This is a genomic window from Salmonella sp. 741265073_HBA, assembly GCF_046569105.1.
Classification (GTDB): domain Bacteria; phylum Pseudomonadota; class Gammaproteobacteria; order Enterobacterales; family Enterobacteriaceae; genus Salmonella; species Salmonella enterica.
Map to the genome: position 1 here is coordinate 341,053 of NZ_JBKFRY010000002.1, position 17,579 is coordinate 358,631.

16 protein-coding genes are annotated in these 17,579 nt (G+C 51.0%); 8 read left to right on the top strand and 8 right to left on the bottom strand.

Going from position 1 to position 17,579, the window contains the following annotated elements:
* The first annotated feature begins 97 nt into the window (after nucleotides 1-97).
* Nucleotides 98-1,258: a pyridoxal phosphate-dependent aminotransferase gene (locus ACLD3P_RS04170; RefSeq protein WP_001245605.1), complete on the top strand. Its 1,161-nt coding sequence runs from the start codon at nucleotides 98-100 to the stop codon at nucleotides 1,256-1,258.
* On the opposite strand, the gene ACLD3P_RS04175 is transcribed toward ACLD3P_RS04170, so the two are convergent.
* The 4 genes from ACLD3P_RS04175 to dsbG form a co-directional block, all read right to left on the bottom strand.
* On the bottom strand, nucleotides 1,259-1,876 hold the full coding sequence (locus ACLD3P_RS04175) for an IbrB-like domain-containing protein (RefSeq protein WP_076935483.1): 618 nt from the start codon (nucleotides 1,874-1,876) through the stop codon (nucleotides 1,259-1,261).
* Nucleotides 1,849-3,084, bottom strand: a complete 1,236-nt coding sequence (locus ACLD3P_RS04180; RefSeq protein ID WP_076935482.1) for a phosphoadenosine phosphosulfate reductase — start codon at nucleotides 3,082-3,084, stop codon at nucleotides 1,849-1,851. Before ACLD3P_RS04180 ends, ACLD3P_RS04175 begins: the two co-directional genes overlap by 28 nt.
* A gap of 165 nt (nucleotides 3,085-3,249) precedes the next feature.
* Nucleotides 3,250-4,152, bottom strand: a complete 903-nt coding sequence (gene citR, locus ACLD3P_RS04185) for a DNA-binding transcriptional repressor CitR (protein WP_115286212.1) — start codon at nucleotides 4,150-4,152, stop codon at nucleotides 3,250-3,252.
* A 315-nt stretch (nucleotides 4,153-4,467) separates the two neighbouring features.
* Complete coding sequence (gene dsbG, locus ACLD3P_RS04190) at nucleotides 4,468-5,214, bottom strand: thiol:disulfide interchange protein DsbG (protein WP_079944458.1); 747 nt, start codon at nucleotides 5,212-5,214, stop codon at nucleotides 4,468-4,470.
* A gap of 440 nt (nucleotides 5,215-5,654) precedes the next feature.
* Here dsbG and ahpC point away from each other — a divergent pair, with 440 nt between their 5' ends.
* The 6 genes from ahpC to ACLD3P_RS04220 all read left to right on the top strand — a co-directional run bounded on the left by ahpC (nucleotide 5,655) and on the right by ACLD3P_RS04220 (nucleotide 12,511).
* Complete coding sequence (gene ahpC, locus ACLD3P_RS04195) at nucleotides 5,655-6,218, top strand: alkyl hydroperoxide reductase subunit C (RefSeq protein ID WP_000052802.1); 564 nt, start codon at nucleotides 5,655-5,657, stop codon at nucleotides 6,216-6,218.
* A gap of 241 nt (nucleotides 6,219-6,459) precedes the next feature.
* Nucleotides 6,460-8,025 carry an alkyl hydroperoxide reductase subunit F gene (gene ahpF, locus ACLD3P_RS04200; protein ID WP_411006688.1) on the top strand — a complete coding sequence of 522 codons (1,566 nt, stop codon included), beginning with the start codon at nucleotides 6,460-6,462 and terminating at the stop codon, nucleotides 8,023-8,025.
* 332 nt (nucleotides 8,026-8,357) lie between these two features.
* A complete protein-coding gene (locus ACLD3P_RS04205) occupies nucleotides 8,358-8,918 on the top strand; it encodes a molecular chaperone (protein ID WP_000377444.1) in 561 nt (186 codons plus the stop codon).
* Entirely contained in the window at nucleotides 8,911-11,190 is a 2,280-nt protein-coding gene (locus tag ACLD3P_RS04210; protein WP_000064319.1) for a molybdopterin-dependent oxidoreductase, read from the top strand. Before ACLD3P_RS04205 ends, ACLD3P_RS04210 begins: the two co-directional genes overlap by 8 nt.
* Nucleotides 11,187-11,744: a 4Fe-4S dicluster domain-containing protein gene (locus ACLD3P_RS04215; RefSeq protein ID WP_411006338.1), complete on the top strand. Its 558-nt coding sequence runs from the start codon at nucleotides 11,187-11,189 to the stop codon at nucleotides 11,742-11,744. Before ACLD3P_RS04210 ends, ACLD3P_RS04215 begins: the two co-directional genes overlap by 4 nt.
* Complete coding sequence (locus tag ACLD3P_RS04220) at nucleotides 11,744-12,511, top strand: dimethyl sulfoxide reductase anchor subunit family protein (RefSeq protein WP_115286209.1); 768 nt, start codon at nucleotides 11,744-11,746, stop codon at nucleotides 12,509-12,511. Before ACLD3P_RS04215 ends, ACLD3P_RS04220 begins: the two co-directional genes overlap by 1 nt.
* 67 nt (nucleotides 12,512-12,578) lie before the next feature.
* On the opposite strand, the gene uspG is transcribed toward ACLD3P_RS04220, so the two are convergent.
* Entirely contained in the window at nucleotides 12,579-13,007 is a 429-nt protein-coding gene (gene uspG, locus ACLD3P_RS04225) for a universal stress protein UspG (RefSeq protein ID WP_080227526.1), read from the bottom strand.
* Nucleotides 13,008-13,228: 221 nt separating this feature from the next.
* Between uspG and ACLD3P_RS04230 the strand changes: the two genes are divergently transcribed.
* Nucleotides 13,229-14,467 carry a zinc-dependent alcohol dehydrogenase gene (locus ACLD3P_RS04230; RefSeq protein WP_000646118.1) on the top strand — a complete coding sequence of 413 codons (1,239 nt, stop codon included), beginning with the start codon at nucleotides 13,229-13,231 and terminating at the stop codon, nucleotides 14,465-14,467.
* Between the two features lie 82 nt (nucleotides 14,468-14,549).
* Here the strand turns inward: ACLD3P_RS04230 and rnk are convergent, their stop codons facing one another.
* From rnk to citT, 3 genes are all read right to left on the bottom strand, one after another.
* Nucleotides 14,550-14,960 carry a nucleoside diphosphate kinase regulator gene (rnk, locus tag ACLD3P_RS04235; protein ID WP_000089749.1) on the bottom strand — a complete coding sequence of 137 codons (411 nt, stop codon included), beginning with the start codon at nucleotides 14,958-14,960 and terminating at the stop codon, nucleotides 14,550-14,552.
* A gap of 234 nt (nucleotides 14,961-15,194) precedes the next feature.
* On the bottom strand, nucleotides 15,195-16,001 hold the full coding sequence (rna, locus tag ACLD3P_RS04240; protein ID WP_001529051.1) for a ribonuclease I: 807 nt from the start codon (nucleotides 15,999-16,001) through the stop codon (nucleotides 15,195-15,197).
* A 109-nt stretch (nucleotides 16,002-16,110) separates the two neighbouring features.
* Entirely contained in the window at nucleotides 16,111-17,574 is a 1,464-nt protein-coding gene (gene citT / locus ACLD3P_RS04245) for a citrate/succinate antiporter CitT (RefSeq protein ID WP_000059039.1), read from the bottom strand.
* Nucleotides 17,575-17,579 lie beyond the last annotated feature (5 nt).

Here is a 17,579-nt window from a genome sequence, read left to right on the forward strand (position 1 = left end):
TTGTTATTATATTTAGACATCTAAACGTCTTGATTGCCAAATACTAACACCCTGTGATAGTGTGTCAATAACCACATCACTGGCGGGTATGAAGATAATGAGAAATAACCCACTGATTCCAAAAAGCAAATTGCCCAATCTTGGCACCACGATTTTTACGCAAATGAGCGCGCTGGCGCAGAAACATCAGGCAATAAATTTATCGCAAGGCTTCCCTGATTTTGATGGTCCTTCTTATTTGCACGAGCGGTTGGCTTATCATGTCGCGCAGGGCGCGAATCAATATGCGCCGATGACGGGCGCGCAGGCGCTGAGGGAGGCCATAGCCGATAAAACGGCGGAAATATATGGTTATCGACCCGATGACGTCAGTGATATCACCGTCACGGCGGGCGCGACAGAAGCGCTGTATGCGGCGATTACCGCGCTGGTGCGGGCAGGGGATGAGGTTATCTGTTTCGATCCCAGTTATGACAGCTATGCCCCGGCCGTGGCGCTTTCCGGCGGCGTGTTAAAACGCATAGCGCTTACGCCGCCGCATTTTCGCGTCGACTGGCAGGCGTTTTCGGCGTTGCTTAGCGAGCGCACGCGGCTGGTGATCCTCAATACGCCGCATAATCCCACCGCTACCGTCTGGCGTCAGGAGGATATCGAGGCGCTGTGGCAGGCTATCGGCGAGCGGGAAATTTATGTATTAAGCGATGAAGTGTACGAACATATTTGTTTTGCCGTCGAAGGCCATGCCAGCGTATTGGCGCACCCTCAGTTACGAGAGCGGGCGGTTGCCGTTTCATCGTTTGGTAAAACCTTTCATATGACAGGATGGAAGATTGGTTACTGCGTTGCGCCTGCGGCCATTAGCGCCGAAATACGCAAAGTTCATCAGTACCTGACGTTTTGCGTCAATACGCCGGCGCAACTGGCGTTGGCGGATATGCTGCGCGCCGCGCCGGAACACTATCGCGCGTTACCCGATTTTTACCGGAAAAAACGCGATGTGCTGGTTAACGCGCTGGCGCAAAGCCGATTAAAAGTGCTGCCCTGTGAAGGTACCTATTTTCTGTTAATCGATTACAGCGCAGTGTCGACGCTAAATGACGTTGAGTTTTGTCAGTGGCTAACCGAAGAAGTCGGTGTCGCCGCTATTCCGCTTTCTGTCTTTTGCGCCGCCCCTTTCCCGCATCAGCTTATACGTTTATGTTTCGCTAAACAGGAATCAACGCTGCTGGCCGCCGCAGAGCGCCTGTGTAAACTGTAGTTATTTAACCGTCCACGCTCTGGAGAATCGACGGTCTGCAAAAAGCTCCTGCAGGCCGTTGATCTGTTTCAGGCGCAGGACTTCATCGGCGTCCATACCTAACTCCTGGCCGATTTTGCTCTCGTCCCAGCCTAGCAGAGAAAGTTCGCGCACGATTTCTGACATGGCGTGGATCTGGTGGCGCCCGCGCGCGCGGTTATGCCGAATGGTTGCCGCCATGCGTTCGTGACGTTCTCTGTCCAGACACGTTATCGGCAGGTAGCCTTTCAGACGCCTTTTCAGGGCCGCTTTTCCTTTGCCCAGCTCATGACGGTGAAAACCGTCCACAATCTCGTACTCCTCGGCATCGGCCTTTACCACCACTATCGGCTGAGTAAATCCATCTTGTTCAATCGATTTAAGCAGCAGTTTTTTCTCGGGCGGCGCAACGTTATTCGGGTTGTAGTCATTAGGCGAAATATGATTGTTTTTCACCCACAGGACACAATCGACAGGCTCATCGCGAAAAGGACTAACGCTATGTATCGCCATTCTAAATTCATTAATGGCGGCGATCCTCTCCTCTTCAGACAGTTCAGAGAGAAAGTGAGTTATTTCGGCTGTGAGTCGGTGTTGCATAAGATCCCCCATTCCTGGCGTTTAGCTTTCATACGTTCGTTATAACGCTGGTAATTCTTAGGTTTTGTCGGACTGAATGACAGCGCCCGGCACCAGTAATCATTGTTCAGTAAAACTTTGCAGATCCGTCGCCACGACGGAATATCCCGCGATCCAATATCGCCCTGCTGCGTCTGTGGGATGGTGTTCATGCCTTTTTTCTTATACCACTGCAAATAAACGGCGATTTTATTACGGTAATGTTCAGCAGTGACTTCAGGCATACTGTGTAGCAGGAGCAGCGCATACTCTTCCCAGTTAAGGTGATCGGGTTTTAAAATTTTCCGGTGGCCGTAAAAATGGCTGTCCTGCCCGGCGTATATTCCTCCGCTGAGCACGCCGCTGACTCTGGCGCACATGGCCGCCCAGCGCTCAGGTTCGATAACATGATACAGCCATAACCCCTGCCGTTGTTCCGGGCCGAACGGTTCACAAATACGCATGTAACGGGCCGGTACGCCAGCCTGATACATCAAATTATACAAAGGGTTACAGGGTTTACCTGTTTTGGCGAACCAGGTCCAGATATCTGCGGTTTTCCAGTCATAGATGGGGTAGATATACCAGGTGTGCCCCTTGGGGGCTAACGTGGTCCAGGGCTTATCGTCGGCAAAGCGCAGCTTATGCGAGTTAGCGATAGCGACAAACCGGTTATAGGATTCATCGGAACGAATACCGACCAGCATAGCGGCAGGACGCTTTTCTGAAAACCAGTCGGCAAAATCGCGAACGAACTGTTCAAAGGTCATGCCGTGTTGATAAAAGGAAAAAAAGGCCGGATCGGTAATCGCATCTTCTGGCGGTTGTCGTACCCAGTCGGCACCCGGCTGCCAACACTGCCACTCCGGCTGGTATTGTGAAAGGGAATTTTGTGTGGTTAAGGGTAATGCGACCCAATAAAAACGCTCAATAACGTCCGCGTAGTATTCACGTAATGATTCAATATAGGCGATGGTACAGGAGAATTGCGCTTCCCAGTCAATGAAGAGAACGTGGATCTTTTTATTCATTTTGCGCGCCAACGTTGCCGTCAGGTGCAGCATAAGTCCTGAATCTTTACCACCAGAAAATGAGACGCAGACCCGGGGTAAGGTTTCCAGGGTCCACATTATACGCTCTTGAGCCGCTTCCAGAACATTTTGCTCAAGCGGAACTTTATAAACCGACATCTCTGGATAGTCTCCAATGTGTTAACTACAGTATATTCGAAATAATTAACATAAAGGATAAGCGGATTAGATGAACTTGCAATGATTTATTATATTTGCCAAATAAATATATTCCATAAATATATACATTAAATTTATGTTAATATCCGTTATTTGGCCTTCTTATCAATGTTTTTTTGTTATTTGCTCAATGAGCTCAGTAAATCCGCTATTATTCATCGAAGCTCTATTATACATAAGATAGAGTTGTATGGGAGCAATGGTAAAAGGTATGGTGATTTTTTTAAGTTTGATAGTAGATGAGTAATAGTCAACAAGTGATTGTGGTAAAAAACCAATAAGCTCCGTGGCGCTGATGGCGTTGGCGATGGTTATCAGCGATTTGCTTCTGAAACCAATTATTCTTTCCCCCAGTACATTATGGATAACTGAATGATGCTCTTTTATATCGTTTTCCCGGGCGATGAATTGCGTAAATGACTCTTGTAGAATTTCGTCGATAGTTGCGGTTTCACCTAGCCGGGGATGGTTTTCACTGCAAGCCAGGATACATTCTACCTTATTAAAGTGAGTACAAACAATAGAACGATTATTGAGTGGGGCCATTGAAACCACAATATCTGCTTTGCGGTAGGCAAGAAGATCTTCAGGCTGTTCGTCAGTGGTCAAAATATCGTGATGTTCAATTTCAACTTGTGAATCTTTACGGATATATTCAACTAATTTCATCACATATTGGGTGATCAACAGCTGTGGGCTATAGATAATAAACTTTTTCTTCAGACTGGACTGATTCATTATATTAATAGTTTGTTCCAGGCTGTTAAGGTTATTTTCTAAATGATAATGTAAATTAATGCCTGTTACGGTAGGCGTAATTCCTTTGCCTGAACGAATAAATAAAGGATCATTGAATTGCGTGCGCAGGCGTTGCAATGACTGGCTTACGGCAGAAGGTGTAATATAGAGTGTTTCTGCTGCTTTGCTAATGCTTAAATGTTGATAAATACATTCAAATATAACCAACAAGTTAAGGTCAAATTTTTTAAGGTCGTAAAGGTTAGCCATAGTATCTTCCCGGCATAATCATGGTATCTTCCATGATTATGACTTAATCTCAATAATTTACCAGAATTATGTTTATTAAACTTAATGTAGAGTTTATTTAAACTAAAATACCACAGTTATGAATATTTTAGCGAGTAAATAATTACAGTAAAGGCTGTCATAACTGACACTTATATAATCACGCCGTTAGTCTAAAAGGCTGTGCCGGATGACATGCTGGTCTGGCGTCGCGTTAATGCCAGGAGGAGGTTGGCCCGACAAACACAGCGCTATCGGGCGTGGTACGGTTAAGCTCCTGCCTTGCTAATTTATGCGTTAAGGCTGCCCCATCATGGCGTCCAGTTGCGCTTTTTCCGGTAAACCCACAACCTGTTGCAACGTCTTATCTTTATTCATGTAATAAATTGCTGGCGTCGCGTTAGCACCAAGATCGTCCATTAACTGCTCATTCTGATTAATGACTTTCATCTGCGCCGGGGGGATGGACGCCGGAACCTCCAGCTTCATCTTTCCTGCGGAGGCTTCATAGTCATGCCAGGTTTTCGCCGGGTCTTTCGCGGCTAAAATCGCTGCGGCTGTGGCCGGGCTTTCCGGTTTAATCACCCCGACCAGTAACGTACGTAATTGTACCTTGCCGGATTCGACCCACGGGCGAGCTTGCTGCCAAAACTGCTTACAATAGGGGCAGAAAGGGTCGGCGAAGACATACAGCACCACCGGCGCGTCTTTTTTACCGTCGAGTATCCATGACGCCTTTTCCATTTTCTGCCACATTTCTCGTCCGGCCGGCGCATAGATCTCTTTTTCTATCAGGGCGTTGCTAAGATTTTCACCTTTTTCATTATACATATAGCCGGAGATGGCGTGTTTACCGTCCGGCGTCAGGTAAATCGTGACGCCCATATCCTGATACTTTCCGAGATAGCCCTTCATGCCCCCCGGCGCCTCGAAGGATTTCAGGATAGTTATACCCTGTTTTTCAATGGCTTTAACCGGCGCAGGCAGTTCTTCCGCGTGGGCGAGAATGGGCAGCATAGCAAGCAGCAATGTACGTTTAATCATATTTTTTCCTTTTAAGATCAAAGCGAAAAGAGTATTAATGATGATGCCTATCACAGACATAGGTAAGAGCTGGCGTGCCGGGATTGCCCTTTCTATGCTGGGGTGATGTAATCCTTTTCGCTGTTACAGCCTTTGTTAAGGTAATGTAGAGCGCAACACTTAGCCAGCATATACGCTACGGATTTCAAGTTGCAGACAATACGTCTGTAATTTGCAAGACGAGTCGTACTGGCTCTGAAGTTACCTGCGGGTAGTTCAGGTAATGGGGCCGCCTGTCAGGCGGCCTTTTTACTTTAGATGGCTGACAGGGCGCAGTGTTCACAATGTCGCCCGAATCGGGTTGTTAGTTAACGCTTATTGATTTGATAATGGAAACGCATTAGCCGAATCAGCAAAATTTCGTTAACTTACTCCTCAACGAAAACACGGAGGAAGTATAGATGTCCTTAATTAACACCAAAATCAAACCTTTCAAAAACCAGGCGTTCAAAAACGGTGAATTCATTGAAGTCACCGAGAAAGATACCGAAGGCCGTTGGAGCGTCTTCTTCTTCTACCCGGCCGATTTTACCTTTGTTTGCCCGACTGAACTGGGTGACGTTGCCGACCATTACGAAGAACTGCAGAAGCTGGGCGTAGACGTTTATTCCGTCTCAACCGATACTCACTTCACGCACAAAGCATGGCACAGCAGCTCTGAAACTATCGCAAAAATCAAATATGCGATGATCGGCGACCCGACTGGCGCCCTGACCCGTAACTTCGACAACATGCGTGAAGATGAAGGTCTGGCAGACCGTGCGACCTTTGTTGTTGACCCGCAGGGTATCATCCAGGCGATCGAAGTTACCGCTGAAGGTATCGGCCGTGACGCGTCTGACCTGCTGCGTAAAATTAAAGCAGCACAGTACGTTGCCGCTCACCCAGGCGAAGTATGCCCGGCAAAATGGAAAGAAGGTGAAGCGACTCTGGCTCCATCCTTAGACCTGGTCGGTAAAATCTAAATTTCCGTCGCCTTTCACGCCATAGCTGCGTTGGCGTCGCCTGCTCACCCCGGTCACTTACTTCAGTAAGCTCCCGGGGATTCTCAGGCTAGCCGTCTTACTCTGACGTGAAATACTTTGGAAATTGTTTCAGTCATGGGCGCACCCGCGCCCATTTCATTTCAGCACCATGACGCAAGTTGCATTAATGCAGTCCCGCGAAGTCGGCTTGCATGATGATGTTTTCAGAGAGGGAAGAAGAATGCTCGACACAAATATGAAAACCCAGCTCAGGGCTTACCTTGAGAAACTGACCAAACCTGTTGAGCTGATTGCCACGCTGGATGACAGCGCTAAATCGGCGGAAATCAAGGAACTGCTGGCTGAAATCGCCGAGCTGTCCGACAAAGTCACGTTTAAAGAAGACAATACTCTGCCGGTGCGCAAGCCGTCTTTCCTGATTACGAATCCAGGTTCTCAGCAAGGGCCGCGCTTTGCCGGTTCTCCGCTGGGCCACGAATTTACCTCGCTGGTTTTGGCGCTGCTGTGGACCGGCGGTCATCCGTCAAAAGAAGCGCAGTCGCTGCTGGAGCAGATTCACGATATTGACGGCGATTTTGAATTCGAAACTTATTATTCACTCTCCTGCCATAACTGCCCGGACGTAGTGCAGGCGCTGAACCTGATGGCGGTGCTGAACCCGCGTATTAAACATACGGCAATTGATGGCGGTACCTTCCAGAACGAAATCACCGAACGTAACGTGATGGGTGTTCCGGCGGTATTTGTTAACGGTAAAGAGTTCGGCCAGGGACGTATGACTCTGACCGAGATTGTCGCTAAAGTGGATACTGGCGCAGAAAAACGCGCGGCGGAAGCGCTGAACAAACGCGATGCGTATGACGTACTGATTGTCGGCTCCGGCCCGGCGGGCGCGGCGGCGGCGGTCTACTCGGCGCGCAAAGGCATCCGTACCGGTCTGATGGGCGAGTGCTTCGGCGGTCAGGTGCTGGATACCGTAGATATCGAAAACTATATCTCGGTGCCGAAAACCGAAGGCCAGAAACTGGCGGGCGCGCTGAAAGCGCATGTCAGCGATTACGACGTTGACGTTATCGACAGCCAGAGCGCAAGTAAACTGGTTCCGGCCGCAACAGAAGGCGGCTTGCATCAGATTGAAACGGCGTCCGGCGCAGTATTGAAAGCGCGCAGTATCATCATCGCCACCGGCGCGAAATGGCGCAATATGAATGTGCCGGGCGAGGATCAGTATCGCACCAAAGGCGTCACCTATTGTCCGCACTGCGACGGTCCATTATTTAAAGGGAAGCGTGTGGCGGTCATCGGCGGCGGCAACTCCGGCGTTGAAGCGGCTATCGATCTGGCAGGTATTGTAGAACACGTTACGTTGCTGGAGTTTGCGCCGGAGATGAAGGCGGATCAGGTGCTACAGGACAAAGTGCGTAGCCTGAAAAATGTCGATATCATTTTGAATGCGCAAACGACAGAAGTGAAGGGCGACGGTTCGAAAGTGGTGGGGCTGGAGTATCGTGACCGTGTCAGCGGCGATATTCATAGCGTCGCGTTGGCAGGCATTTTTGTGCAGATTGGTCTGTTGCCGAATACCCACTGGCTGGAAGGCGCGCTTGAGCGTAACCGCATGGGCGAGATCATTATTGACGCCAAATGTGAAACCAGCGTTAAGGGCGTCTTCGCCGCAGGCGATTGTACCACCGTTCCTTACAAACAGATTATCATCGCCACAGGCGAAGGGGCGAAAGCCTCGTTGAGCGCCTTTGATTATCTGATTCGCACCAAAATCGCATAAAAAGAAGTAAGCACACCTGCAAGGTCAGTTAACTGGCCATCGTAAATGGCCCGATAGTGTAAGCTATTCGGGCCTGCGGTGTTTATGCCTGGGGAACGCCGCCGGGTAAAACACGTTCTTCATTATCAATACTCTGAAACCGTCTGTTAATAACAGACGGTTTTTTATTTCAACGGTCTTCTGTTTTTAAACTTTGAAACAATAAAAAAGTCTTCTACGGATTTAACGGGAATTTTTCTGTTTTTTTATCAAAGAAAGATTAAGCGCTTCCGTTAACATGCCCATTCTTTTTTCTTGATTTATATTGCATTTGTATGTGAGGTTATTTATTCATGGATTCAATCTATGAATCACTGACGGAATTAGAAAAAACAGGGCTTACATTGCGTGATTTTTTTAATTCTCATGATAGTCGTTCACTGAAATCTGCCTACGTGAGATTAAATCCCACTGCTGCGGTAAACCTTACCGATCGGGCGTGGCTGGAGGCGGAGTATGACTTTAATGCGCTATTCGTCGGTCCTGGCAAGCTGCTGGCTGCGCCTTTCGCTTCAGTGTATCTGGAAGAGGATGCGCTGGTGATGGGAAAGGCGACGCTGGAGATACGGGAGTTTATGGCAGCGTTGGGATTATCGGTTAATCAGGAGAGCAATATTCCTGACGATCATATTTCCTGCGTGCTGGAATTGACCACGCTATTACTGGCTAATACCCGGCAAACGTCACAATACCGATCTACTCTCACTCAATATATCAATAACTATTTAACAAAGTGGGTGCCATTATATATCGAAAAAATAAAAACTCATGCACAAACGACCACGTTATATACGGTGGCGGACATCTTATTTTATTGGCTTGATGAATTAAAACGAGAGTATCAATATGAGTAATGAGACAGGACATCTGAACAGACGTTCTTTTTTAAAGGGGATAGTGGCACTGGGCGCCGTTGCGGCTTTACCCGGAGGATTACTGACCTCCCGATGCGCGCTTGCGCAGCCGCCTGTTCCCTTTAACCCTAAAACGTACAAAATTTATCGTAACGCGTGTCCGCGTAACTGCTATGACACCTGTAGCCTCAAGACGTGGGTAAAGGACGGGGTCATTACTTTCGTGGAAGGCGCGCCGGAATCAACATTTACTCACGGTACCCCTTGCGTCAAAGGGTTAAGCTATCCGCGCCGGGTTTATAGCCCCGATCGTATTAAATATCCCATGGCGCAGGATGTTCGCGGTAGCGGCAACTGGCGTCGCATCTCATGGGAAGAGGCGATGCAGCGCATTGCCGCCAAAATGCTGGAGATTAAGAAAAAAGACGGTTCTATGCTCGGTCTGGCGCTGACCAAATATTCCGGTAAGTTTGGCGTGCTGAACTATGCCGTTGAAGGGATGATGTCCTCGCTTGGCTACACCACCCGTTTTGCCGGTACGCCGTGCTGGCCTGCCGGCATCGACGCGCAAAACTACGACATGGGCGACATGTGGTGTAACGACCCGGAAGATATGGTGAAAGCGAAATACATCATTATCTGGGGCGCCAACCCGGCCTGGTGCTCAATGCACAGCATGAAGTACATCTATCAGGCGCGCGAGAAAGGGGCGAAGGTCGTGGTTATCGACCCGCTGCTGTCGCAGACTGCCGCCAAAGCCGATCTCTACCTGCGCGTGCGGCCTGGCTCAGACGGCGCGCTGGCGCTGGGGATGGCGCGTCATCTGGTGGATAAAGGCCTGGTGGATCAGGATTTTGTCAACAATGATGCTCACGGCTATCCGGAATTTGAAGCCTATCTGCGCAATAACGTCACCGTGGAATGGGCGGCAGAAATCTGCGGCCTGTCTGCGGATGTCATTCGCCAGCTGGCGGAAGAGTTTACGGCGGTTAAGCCGGCCACGGTCTGGATTGGTTACGGGATGCAGCGTCATGTCAACGGCGGCGCCAACGTTCGCGCTATCGATGCCTTTGTCGCTATGTCCGGCAACATCGGTGTCGAAGGCGGCGGCGCGCGTTATGGTCATCTGCATACCTGGGGCTTTAACTATAACGCCATGCTGCAGAAGCCGCCGGTGGGCGCTATTGGTATACCGGGAGCGGCGGGCACCACCAGTGAATTCGGGGCTGCCGCTGGCAGCGACGCCGTGCAGTACTCCGATCGCTCCCTGAATATTAACCAGACGGCGCAGGGGATTCTGGAGGCCAACGATCCGCCGGTTCGTATGCTGTGGGTCGCCTGTAAAAACCCGTTTGCCCAGGATTTCGATCGCAGCAAGATGAAAAAAGCGTTTGAAAAACTGGAAATGGTGGTCTGCGCCGATCAGTTCTTCAACGAAACGGTGCAACACGCTGATATCGTGCTGCCCGTTACCACCGCGTTTGAAGAGTGGAACGTGGATGCTTCTTACTGGCACTACTGGCTTTCCATTAATCAGCCGGCGATTAAGCCGATGTATGAAGCAAAATGCGACCTTGAAATCGCGACCATGCTGTCGCGCACCATTAATAAGATGGCGCCGGGTTCCTGTACCTTCCCGCAAGAGTTCGATCACAAGCGCTGGCTGGATCAGGAGTTCAACGACGGTATGGCGAAAATGTTCGGCATCTCTTCCTGGGACGATCTGCTGGACGGGCCGAAAAAAGCGATTCTGCCAAGTTCAGCCGCCTGGTACGATCGCAAGTTCAAAACGCCGTCAGGCAAGTATGAATTTAAATCTGAACTGGCGGAGAAAAACGGCCACACCGCGCTGCCGGAATACAAACCGGAAGCCGAGAGCAAACTGCCGTTCCATCTGTTTACGCCGCACGTGCAGTTTGGCCTGCACTCGCAGTTTATCAACCTGGACTGGATGCAGGTGTTCTACCCGGAACCGTTCGTTTATATCCATCCTTCTTCCGCACAGAAAAAAGGCATCAGCGAGAACGATCTGGTCAAAGTTTTCAATGGCACCGGTGAAGTTGAGCTGCGGGCAAAAGTCACCACCAACGTGCCGGAAGATTTTCTGGTGATGTATGAAGCGTGGTTCCCGAAACGGCAGTACAACGTGCAAAACGTCGTGGCCGATACGCCTGCTGATATGGGGCTGATGAAAACTGGCGCGCCGGGCGCCGCTATCCACAGTCAGTTTGCTGACGTTGTATTGATCGGTAAAGGGGAATCCGTAGCATGAGACGTGCGTTTTTAGTGAATAGCGATAAGTGCATCGGCTGCCGCGGCTGTGCTATGGCGTGTAAAAGCTTTAACCAACTGGAGCCGGATCGCTTCTGGCGCTACGTTTATCCGTTGGATAGAGACATCTATCCACATGAAGAGCGGGCGTTTTACTCGCTGGCCTGTAACCACTGCGAACACCCGGCCTGCGTCGCCGCCTGTCCGGTCGAAGCCTATACCAAACGTGAAGATGGCGTGGTGGTGCATAACCCTGAGCGCTGCATCGGCTGTAAAAACTGTATTCGTAACTGTCCTTATGGCGCGCCGCGTTTTAATGAAGAGACGCGTAAAGCGGAAAAATGCAGTATGTGCTACGAGCGTCTTGATATCGGTATGAATCCGGCGTGCGTAAACGCCTGTCCGGTGGGCGCCTTGTCGATTATCGATTTGGATGCCGATCCTGTGCCCGATAATGCGGTGCAGTATCCGCCAGGGTTCCCGCATATGCCACAGCTCAATCCAGGAACGCGCTTTATTCTGGCGCGCCAGCCTAAGCAGCCGGAGGACAAGTAATGGAAAAATATGAACTGCCGCTGGTGTTTTTTACGGTATTAAGCCAGATGTCTGTCGGGATGGCTTTGGTACTGACATGGCGTACGCTGCGTGGTGAAGTGGAAGGCCAGCGTTTCTATTGGTTGGTCACTGGGCTGGTGCTGGCACTGGCGTCTATTGCCGCGATTCTGCATCTGGCGCATCCCGATCGCGCTTATAATGCGCTGATTAACCTGCGACATGCCTGGTTAAGCCGGGAAATCCTTGGCGCCACGTTGTTTGGCGCAGCGGTCGGCGTAACGTTCCTGGCAAAGGGACATAAAGCGATGGCTCTTATCGCCTCCGTGTTCGGCGTGTTACTGGTGGCGGTGCAGGGGATGACCTACGCCGCGCCAGCGATGGTAGCTATCGCTAATGGGTTTACCATGCTGTTATTTTTTATTACGGTATGGGTCATGGGTTGCGCGGCGATTCCGCTGTTAAAACTCAGGCCTGCCGTTCCTGCGTTACGCCAGGGAATTGTGGTGTGTATCGCGGTACTTATCGCGGCGCCGCTGGTGTGGTTAAGCGGGGGAACGGTCATGCAGATGACGGCGCGTTCATGGCTGGCTTCCCCGTTTTATCTGGCAAGCCTGGTTTGCCTTGCGCTCGCTTTTGTCGCCAGCCGTCACGGTGATTCGCGCCCGAAACGCCTGTTCGTCTTGTTATTCGTTGGCGTATTTCTGAGTCGGCTGGTCTTTTTTGGCGACACGGTGAGTACTATTGTGAATATCGGGCATTTGTACTAACGATGATGCAGTAAAAAGCCCTGCCAGGCGCGACCTGGCAGGGCGTGTCAGTTTTTAGCCACCAGGGTTAACGCACAACCAATACCGGCAGCGTTGCATGGCGCACCACGCTTGAGGCGTTAGACCCCAACAGGTGTGTCGTGATGGACGGATTACGCGAACCGATTACCACGACATCCGCATTCAGTTCTTCACCCATCTCATTGACGACATCGCGCACGCTACCAAAGCGAACATGTGTTTTAATTCGTGAAGGATCGATACTGAAGTGTCCCACCATCGTTTGCAGACGCGTTTCCGCCTCATGCTGTAAATGTTCTTCAAAGCGACGCACGTCGGCGGCAAAGCGGTGCAGACTCATGCTCGCGGACCCAGGCAGTACATGCAACAGATGAATGACGCCATCCTGTTGCGCCAGAAACTCAGCGTGGCGAATAGCTTTATCGCTAAGTTCCATTTCAAAAACATCAACCGGCATAATGATTGTCTTATACATACCCGTTACTCCCTGTTAATCAATACTGAATTTATTCAAGCATATAATAATGTTTCTTTCTGCTATTTGTCTGGCAATTTTAAATATTGCGACAACCTGGCGCTAAAAAATCGTGTATTTTCCAGGAAAAATCCTAAAGCCGCCTGTTTTGCCGGCAGTCTCTCCGGGATAGCTACCCTTTTATAGTCGAACGCAACATTCACCGTTACCCCGGAGGCTGCATGAAAGCATTGACGTATCACGGTCCACATCACGTAAAGGTTGAAAACGTACCCGATCCCGGCATTGAGCAGCCTGACGATATCATTTTGCGTGTTACCGCCACCGCGATTTGCGGATCTGATTTGCATCTCTATCGCGGCAAGATCCCACAGGTAAAACATGGCGATATTTTCGGCCATGAGTTTATGGGCGAGGTGGTGGAAACCGGACATGATGTAAAGAATATTCGGAAAGGGGATCGGGTCGTTATCCCGTTTGTCATTGCCTGTGGTGACTGCTTTTTCTGTCGGCTACAGCAGTATTCAGCGTGTGAAAACACTAACGACGGACACGGCGCGGCGATGAATAAAAAACAGATCCCGCCACCGGCGGCGCTGTTTGGGTATAGCCATCTGTATGGCGGCGTTCCCGGCGGACAGGCCGAATATGTTCGCGTGCCAAAAGGTAATGTCGGTCCATTTAAGGTGCCGCCGCTGTTATCTGACGATAAGGCGCTGTTTCTTTCTGATATTTTGCCTACCGCCTGGCAGGCGGCAAAAAATGCCCAGATTCAGCAAGGTTCCAGCGTGGCGGTTTTTGGCGCAGGGCCGGTAGGATTACTGACTATCGCCTGTGCGCGACTGCTGGGCGCGGAGCAGATCTTCGTCGTTGATCACCACGCCTGGCGCCTGCGTTTCGCCGAAGAACGTTACGGCGCGATACCGATCAACTTCGATGATGAGAACGATCCGGCGGAAAAAATCATCGAGCAGACGGCAGGCCACCGCGGCGTGGACGCGGTAATTGATGCCGTAGGCTTTGAAGCGAAAGGCAGCATGACGGAGACGGTGCTGACGAACCTTAAACTGGAAGGCAGCAGCGGCAAAGCGCTGCGACAATGTATCGCGGCGGTCAGACGCGGCGGCGTGGTCAGCGTGCCCGGCGTGTATGCCGGTTTTATTCACGGCTTTTTATTCGGCGACGCCTTTGATAAGGGGCTAACTTTTAAAATGGGTCAAACCCATGTTCACGCGTGGCTGGGGGAATTATTACCGCTTATTGAAAAAGGGTTGCTGAAGCCGGAGGAGATTGTCACGCACTATATGCCGTTTGAAGAGGCGGCGCGCGGCTACGAAATTTTCGAAAAACGCGAAGAAGAGTGCCGGAAGGTTATCCTGGTGCCGGGAGCGACGTCGGCACAAGCGGCGCAGAAACAGGCGACGGGAGTAATCAACCCGATGCCAGGCGGCGTTGTCTGAAACAGGCAGCAATGAAAGGGCTAACGGAAAGAGGATGCGCAGGCATCCTCTGTGTAAACGCATTAACGCTTATGCAGATGGTTTAACGCAGGAAGTCGCCCGCGGCTTCAGGCTGATATTCGAGTTCCAGCACTTCGAGATGGGTGGAGGTGCCGCCCGGCAGTTCCCAGTGAATGGTGTCGCCGACGCGCAGTCCCAGCAACGCCGCTCCGACGGGCGCCATTACCGAAAGCTGGGTACTGCTGTCCGTCATATTGGCGGGGTACACCAGCGTCCGCACGCGTGTTTCACCATCGCTCAAATTGCGGAATTTAACGCGGCTGTTCATGGTGACGACATCGTTCGGCATCTCTTGTGGCGAACACATTTGCGCGCGATCCAGTTCGGCGTTGAGCGCGTCGGCAATCGGCAGATCCGCATACGCAGGCTGTTCCAGAAGACGATCAATACGTTCGGCGTCAAGGTCGTTAATGATAATAGTGGGTCTGGACATTTCTTACTCCATGTCATCGATACTGCGAGTAGTGCAGGTAAATGGTCCCAAAAGAAAACCCTCACCGTCTGGCGGCGAGGGTTTAACTCTCATGATGATACTGAGACTTCCCCCGTCTTTGAAGTGATTTAGTTCACATTCGGGTAAATCCTCAAACGTCATAGCCTTGAGTGAATTTTAGTCTACATTCGGGCGTGTTCTCAAATGTGGCTACGGTTTTAAACCTCTGCTTCGTCAATAACCGGCTTTATCGATAATAAACTGTTTCCCGCAGTTGCCGGGATGCGGCTGCGGCTGAAATGAGGCAGAGGAGAGCGGGGCGTTAATCATCGACGCCTTTAGTGAAAACTGAATCTCTGTTAAATAGGCGGGATTGCCATGGCAGTTTACTTTAACGGCTTTGACATTATCCTGGCCCCACATTTGTGCGACGACGCTATCAAACTCAGCGCGGCTAACGGTCTTGCCGTAATTATCCGCCAGAAACTGCCCCAGCGCGCTGTCTTTTATCGCCTTATCCAGCCGTATCATGGTGCCGAAATAGGCATTGGGATCAAACCCGAAACAGGCGCCATGTTTGGCATATTCGTAGCGCTCCAGACAGGAATTCCCCCCCGCGCCGGGCATCACTTCCTTAAGCGCTGCCGCGATGTCAGGCGAAAGTCCGGGGGCGGGGGCGGAGCATTTCCGGCTGGCCTTGACTTCAGGCAGATTCGGGATTGGCCGCGTCGCACAACCAAAGCGCTGCCAGCGTCTCTGGTCAACGCCGCGTGCGGCGATAGATTTGGGTAATCCAGGCCACAGGCCGTGGACGGTCAGAAAGTCTGCTTTGTTGGCTGGCTCTTTTTGCAGACGGCACTCATCGGGCTCCCGATGGCGGCGTTCATGCTGGCTTTGACAAAAACCGGTTTGCCAGGAAAGCGCCAGCACATAGTCAGTGAAATCACCGTACTGTTGCGCCTGAAGTTCGTCGGCGTTGGCGGCAAAAATCGGGGTTAAGAGGGCAGCCAGCAGCGGGCTGTAATGCCATATTGTGTTCATGGTGAATTCGATAATTTATACACATTATGAATGTTACCCATTTAATCATAAAAAATGCCGCTCAGGTGAACCTGAACGGCATCATTTTTAACCTACGTTGGCGTAATGTTTAATTCCACATTGCCAGAATCGGCCAGCCCACCAGCAACAGCATTGCGATATAGATAACGCCAAAGATTGCGCCAAGCCGCCAGTAGTCTTTGGATTTCACGTAACCGCAGCCGTAGATAATCACACCAGGGCCGGTGGCATACGGCGTCAGACAGCCCATGATACCGATAGACAGCACCAGCAGAATACAAAGTTGTTCCATCGGAACGCCCGGAATGCCTTTACCCACCGCCAGAATGACCGGCAGCATGGTCGCGGTGTGAGCGGAAAGGCTGGCGAACAGGTAGTGCGCGAAATAGAACACCAGTACCAGTACAATGACGGTTGCATCCGGCGAGAAACCTTCCAGATGCGTACTCATGGTATTGGCGAACCAGTCAATAAAGCCGGAGCGGGTTAAGCCATTGGCCATGACCACCAGCGTAGCGAGGTTCACCAGGGTGTTCCAGGCGCTGTTGTAGCGCGTAATGTCTTTCCACGGCACAACATGCAGCGCCAGCATCAGCGAGACGGCCAGCAGACCCACGGCAGTGGCGTTGATGATTTTTCCACCAAAAACCCACAATCCTAAGCTAAGCAGCACCAGGCCAATCAGCGTCCACTCTTTGCGGGACAGACGCCCCATGTTTTTTAACTCGCCGCCAGCCCAGGCCGCGACTTCTGCACTGTGGGTCACTTCAGGTTTATAAAGCACATAGGAGAGCCACGGCGCAACGATCAGTAAAATAATCCCTACCGGCAGAAAGCTGAGAAACCACTGCAGCCAGCTAATCTGGACGCCGGCGATCTTGCTGACGAACTCCAGACCTAACACGTTTGGCGCCGCGCCAGTGACAAACATCGAAGAGCTCAGGCTGGTACTGATCACCATCATCCACATCAAATAACCGCCGATGCGGCGTGCGGAAGGATCGTTTGGAAACGATTTAAACAGCGGCGGCAGGTTCTTGATGACCGGGAAGACAGTACCGCCGGTACGAGCCGTATTGGAGGGAGTAAACGGCGCCAGCAAAATATCGATAATGACAATCGCATAGCCGAGCGTCAGCGTGCGTTTACCCATGAATTTTACCAAAAACAGCGCAATGCGGCGCCCCAGTCCGGTCACTTCATAGCCCAGCGCGAAAATAAACGCGCCGAAAACCAGCCAGACCGTGGTGCTGGAGAAACCGGCAAGCCCCCATTTCAGTGCCTGTTTACTGGCGTTAAACGCCGGATCGGCCAGTTCCGAAGCGTCAAATAGCAGGTAATTGCTGCCGATAACGCAAATGGTTACGGCGATAAAACTGATCGCTGTCGCCGGGATCGGCTCCAGGATCATACCGACAATCATCGCGACAAAAACCGCAAAATAGTGCCAGGCCTGTGGCGGCATACCATCTGGAACAGGAATTAGCAACATGACGCCCATCACCACTAATGGGGCCAACAACTTCCATATATTATCTTTGGATAAAGACATAAATG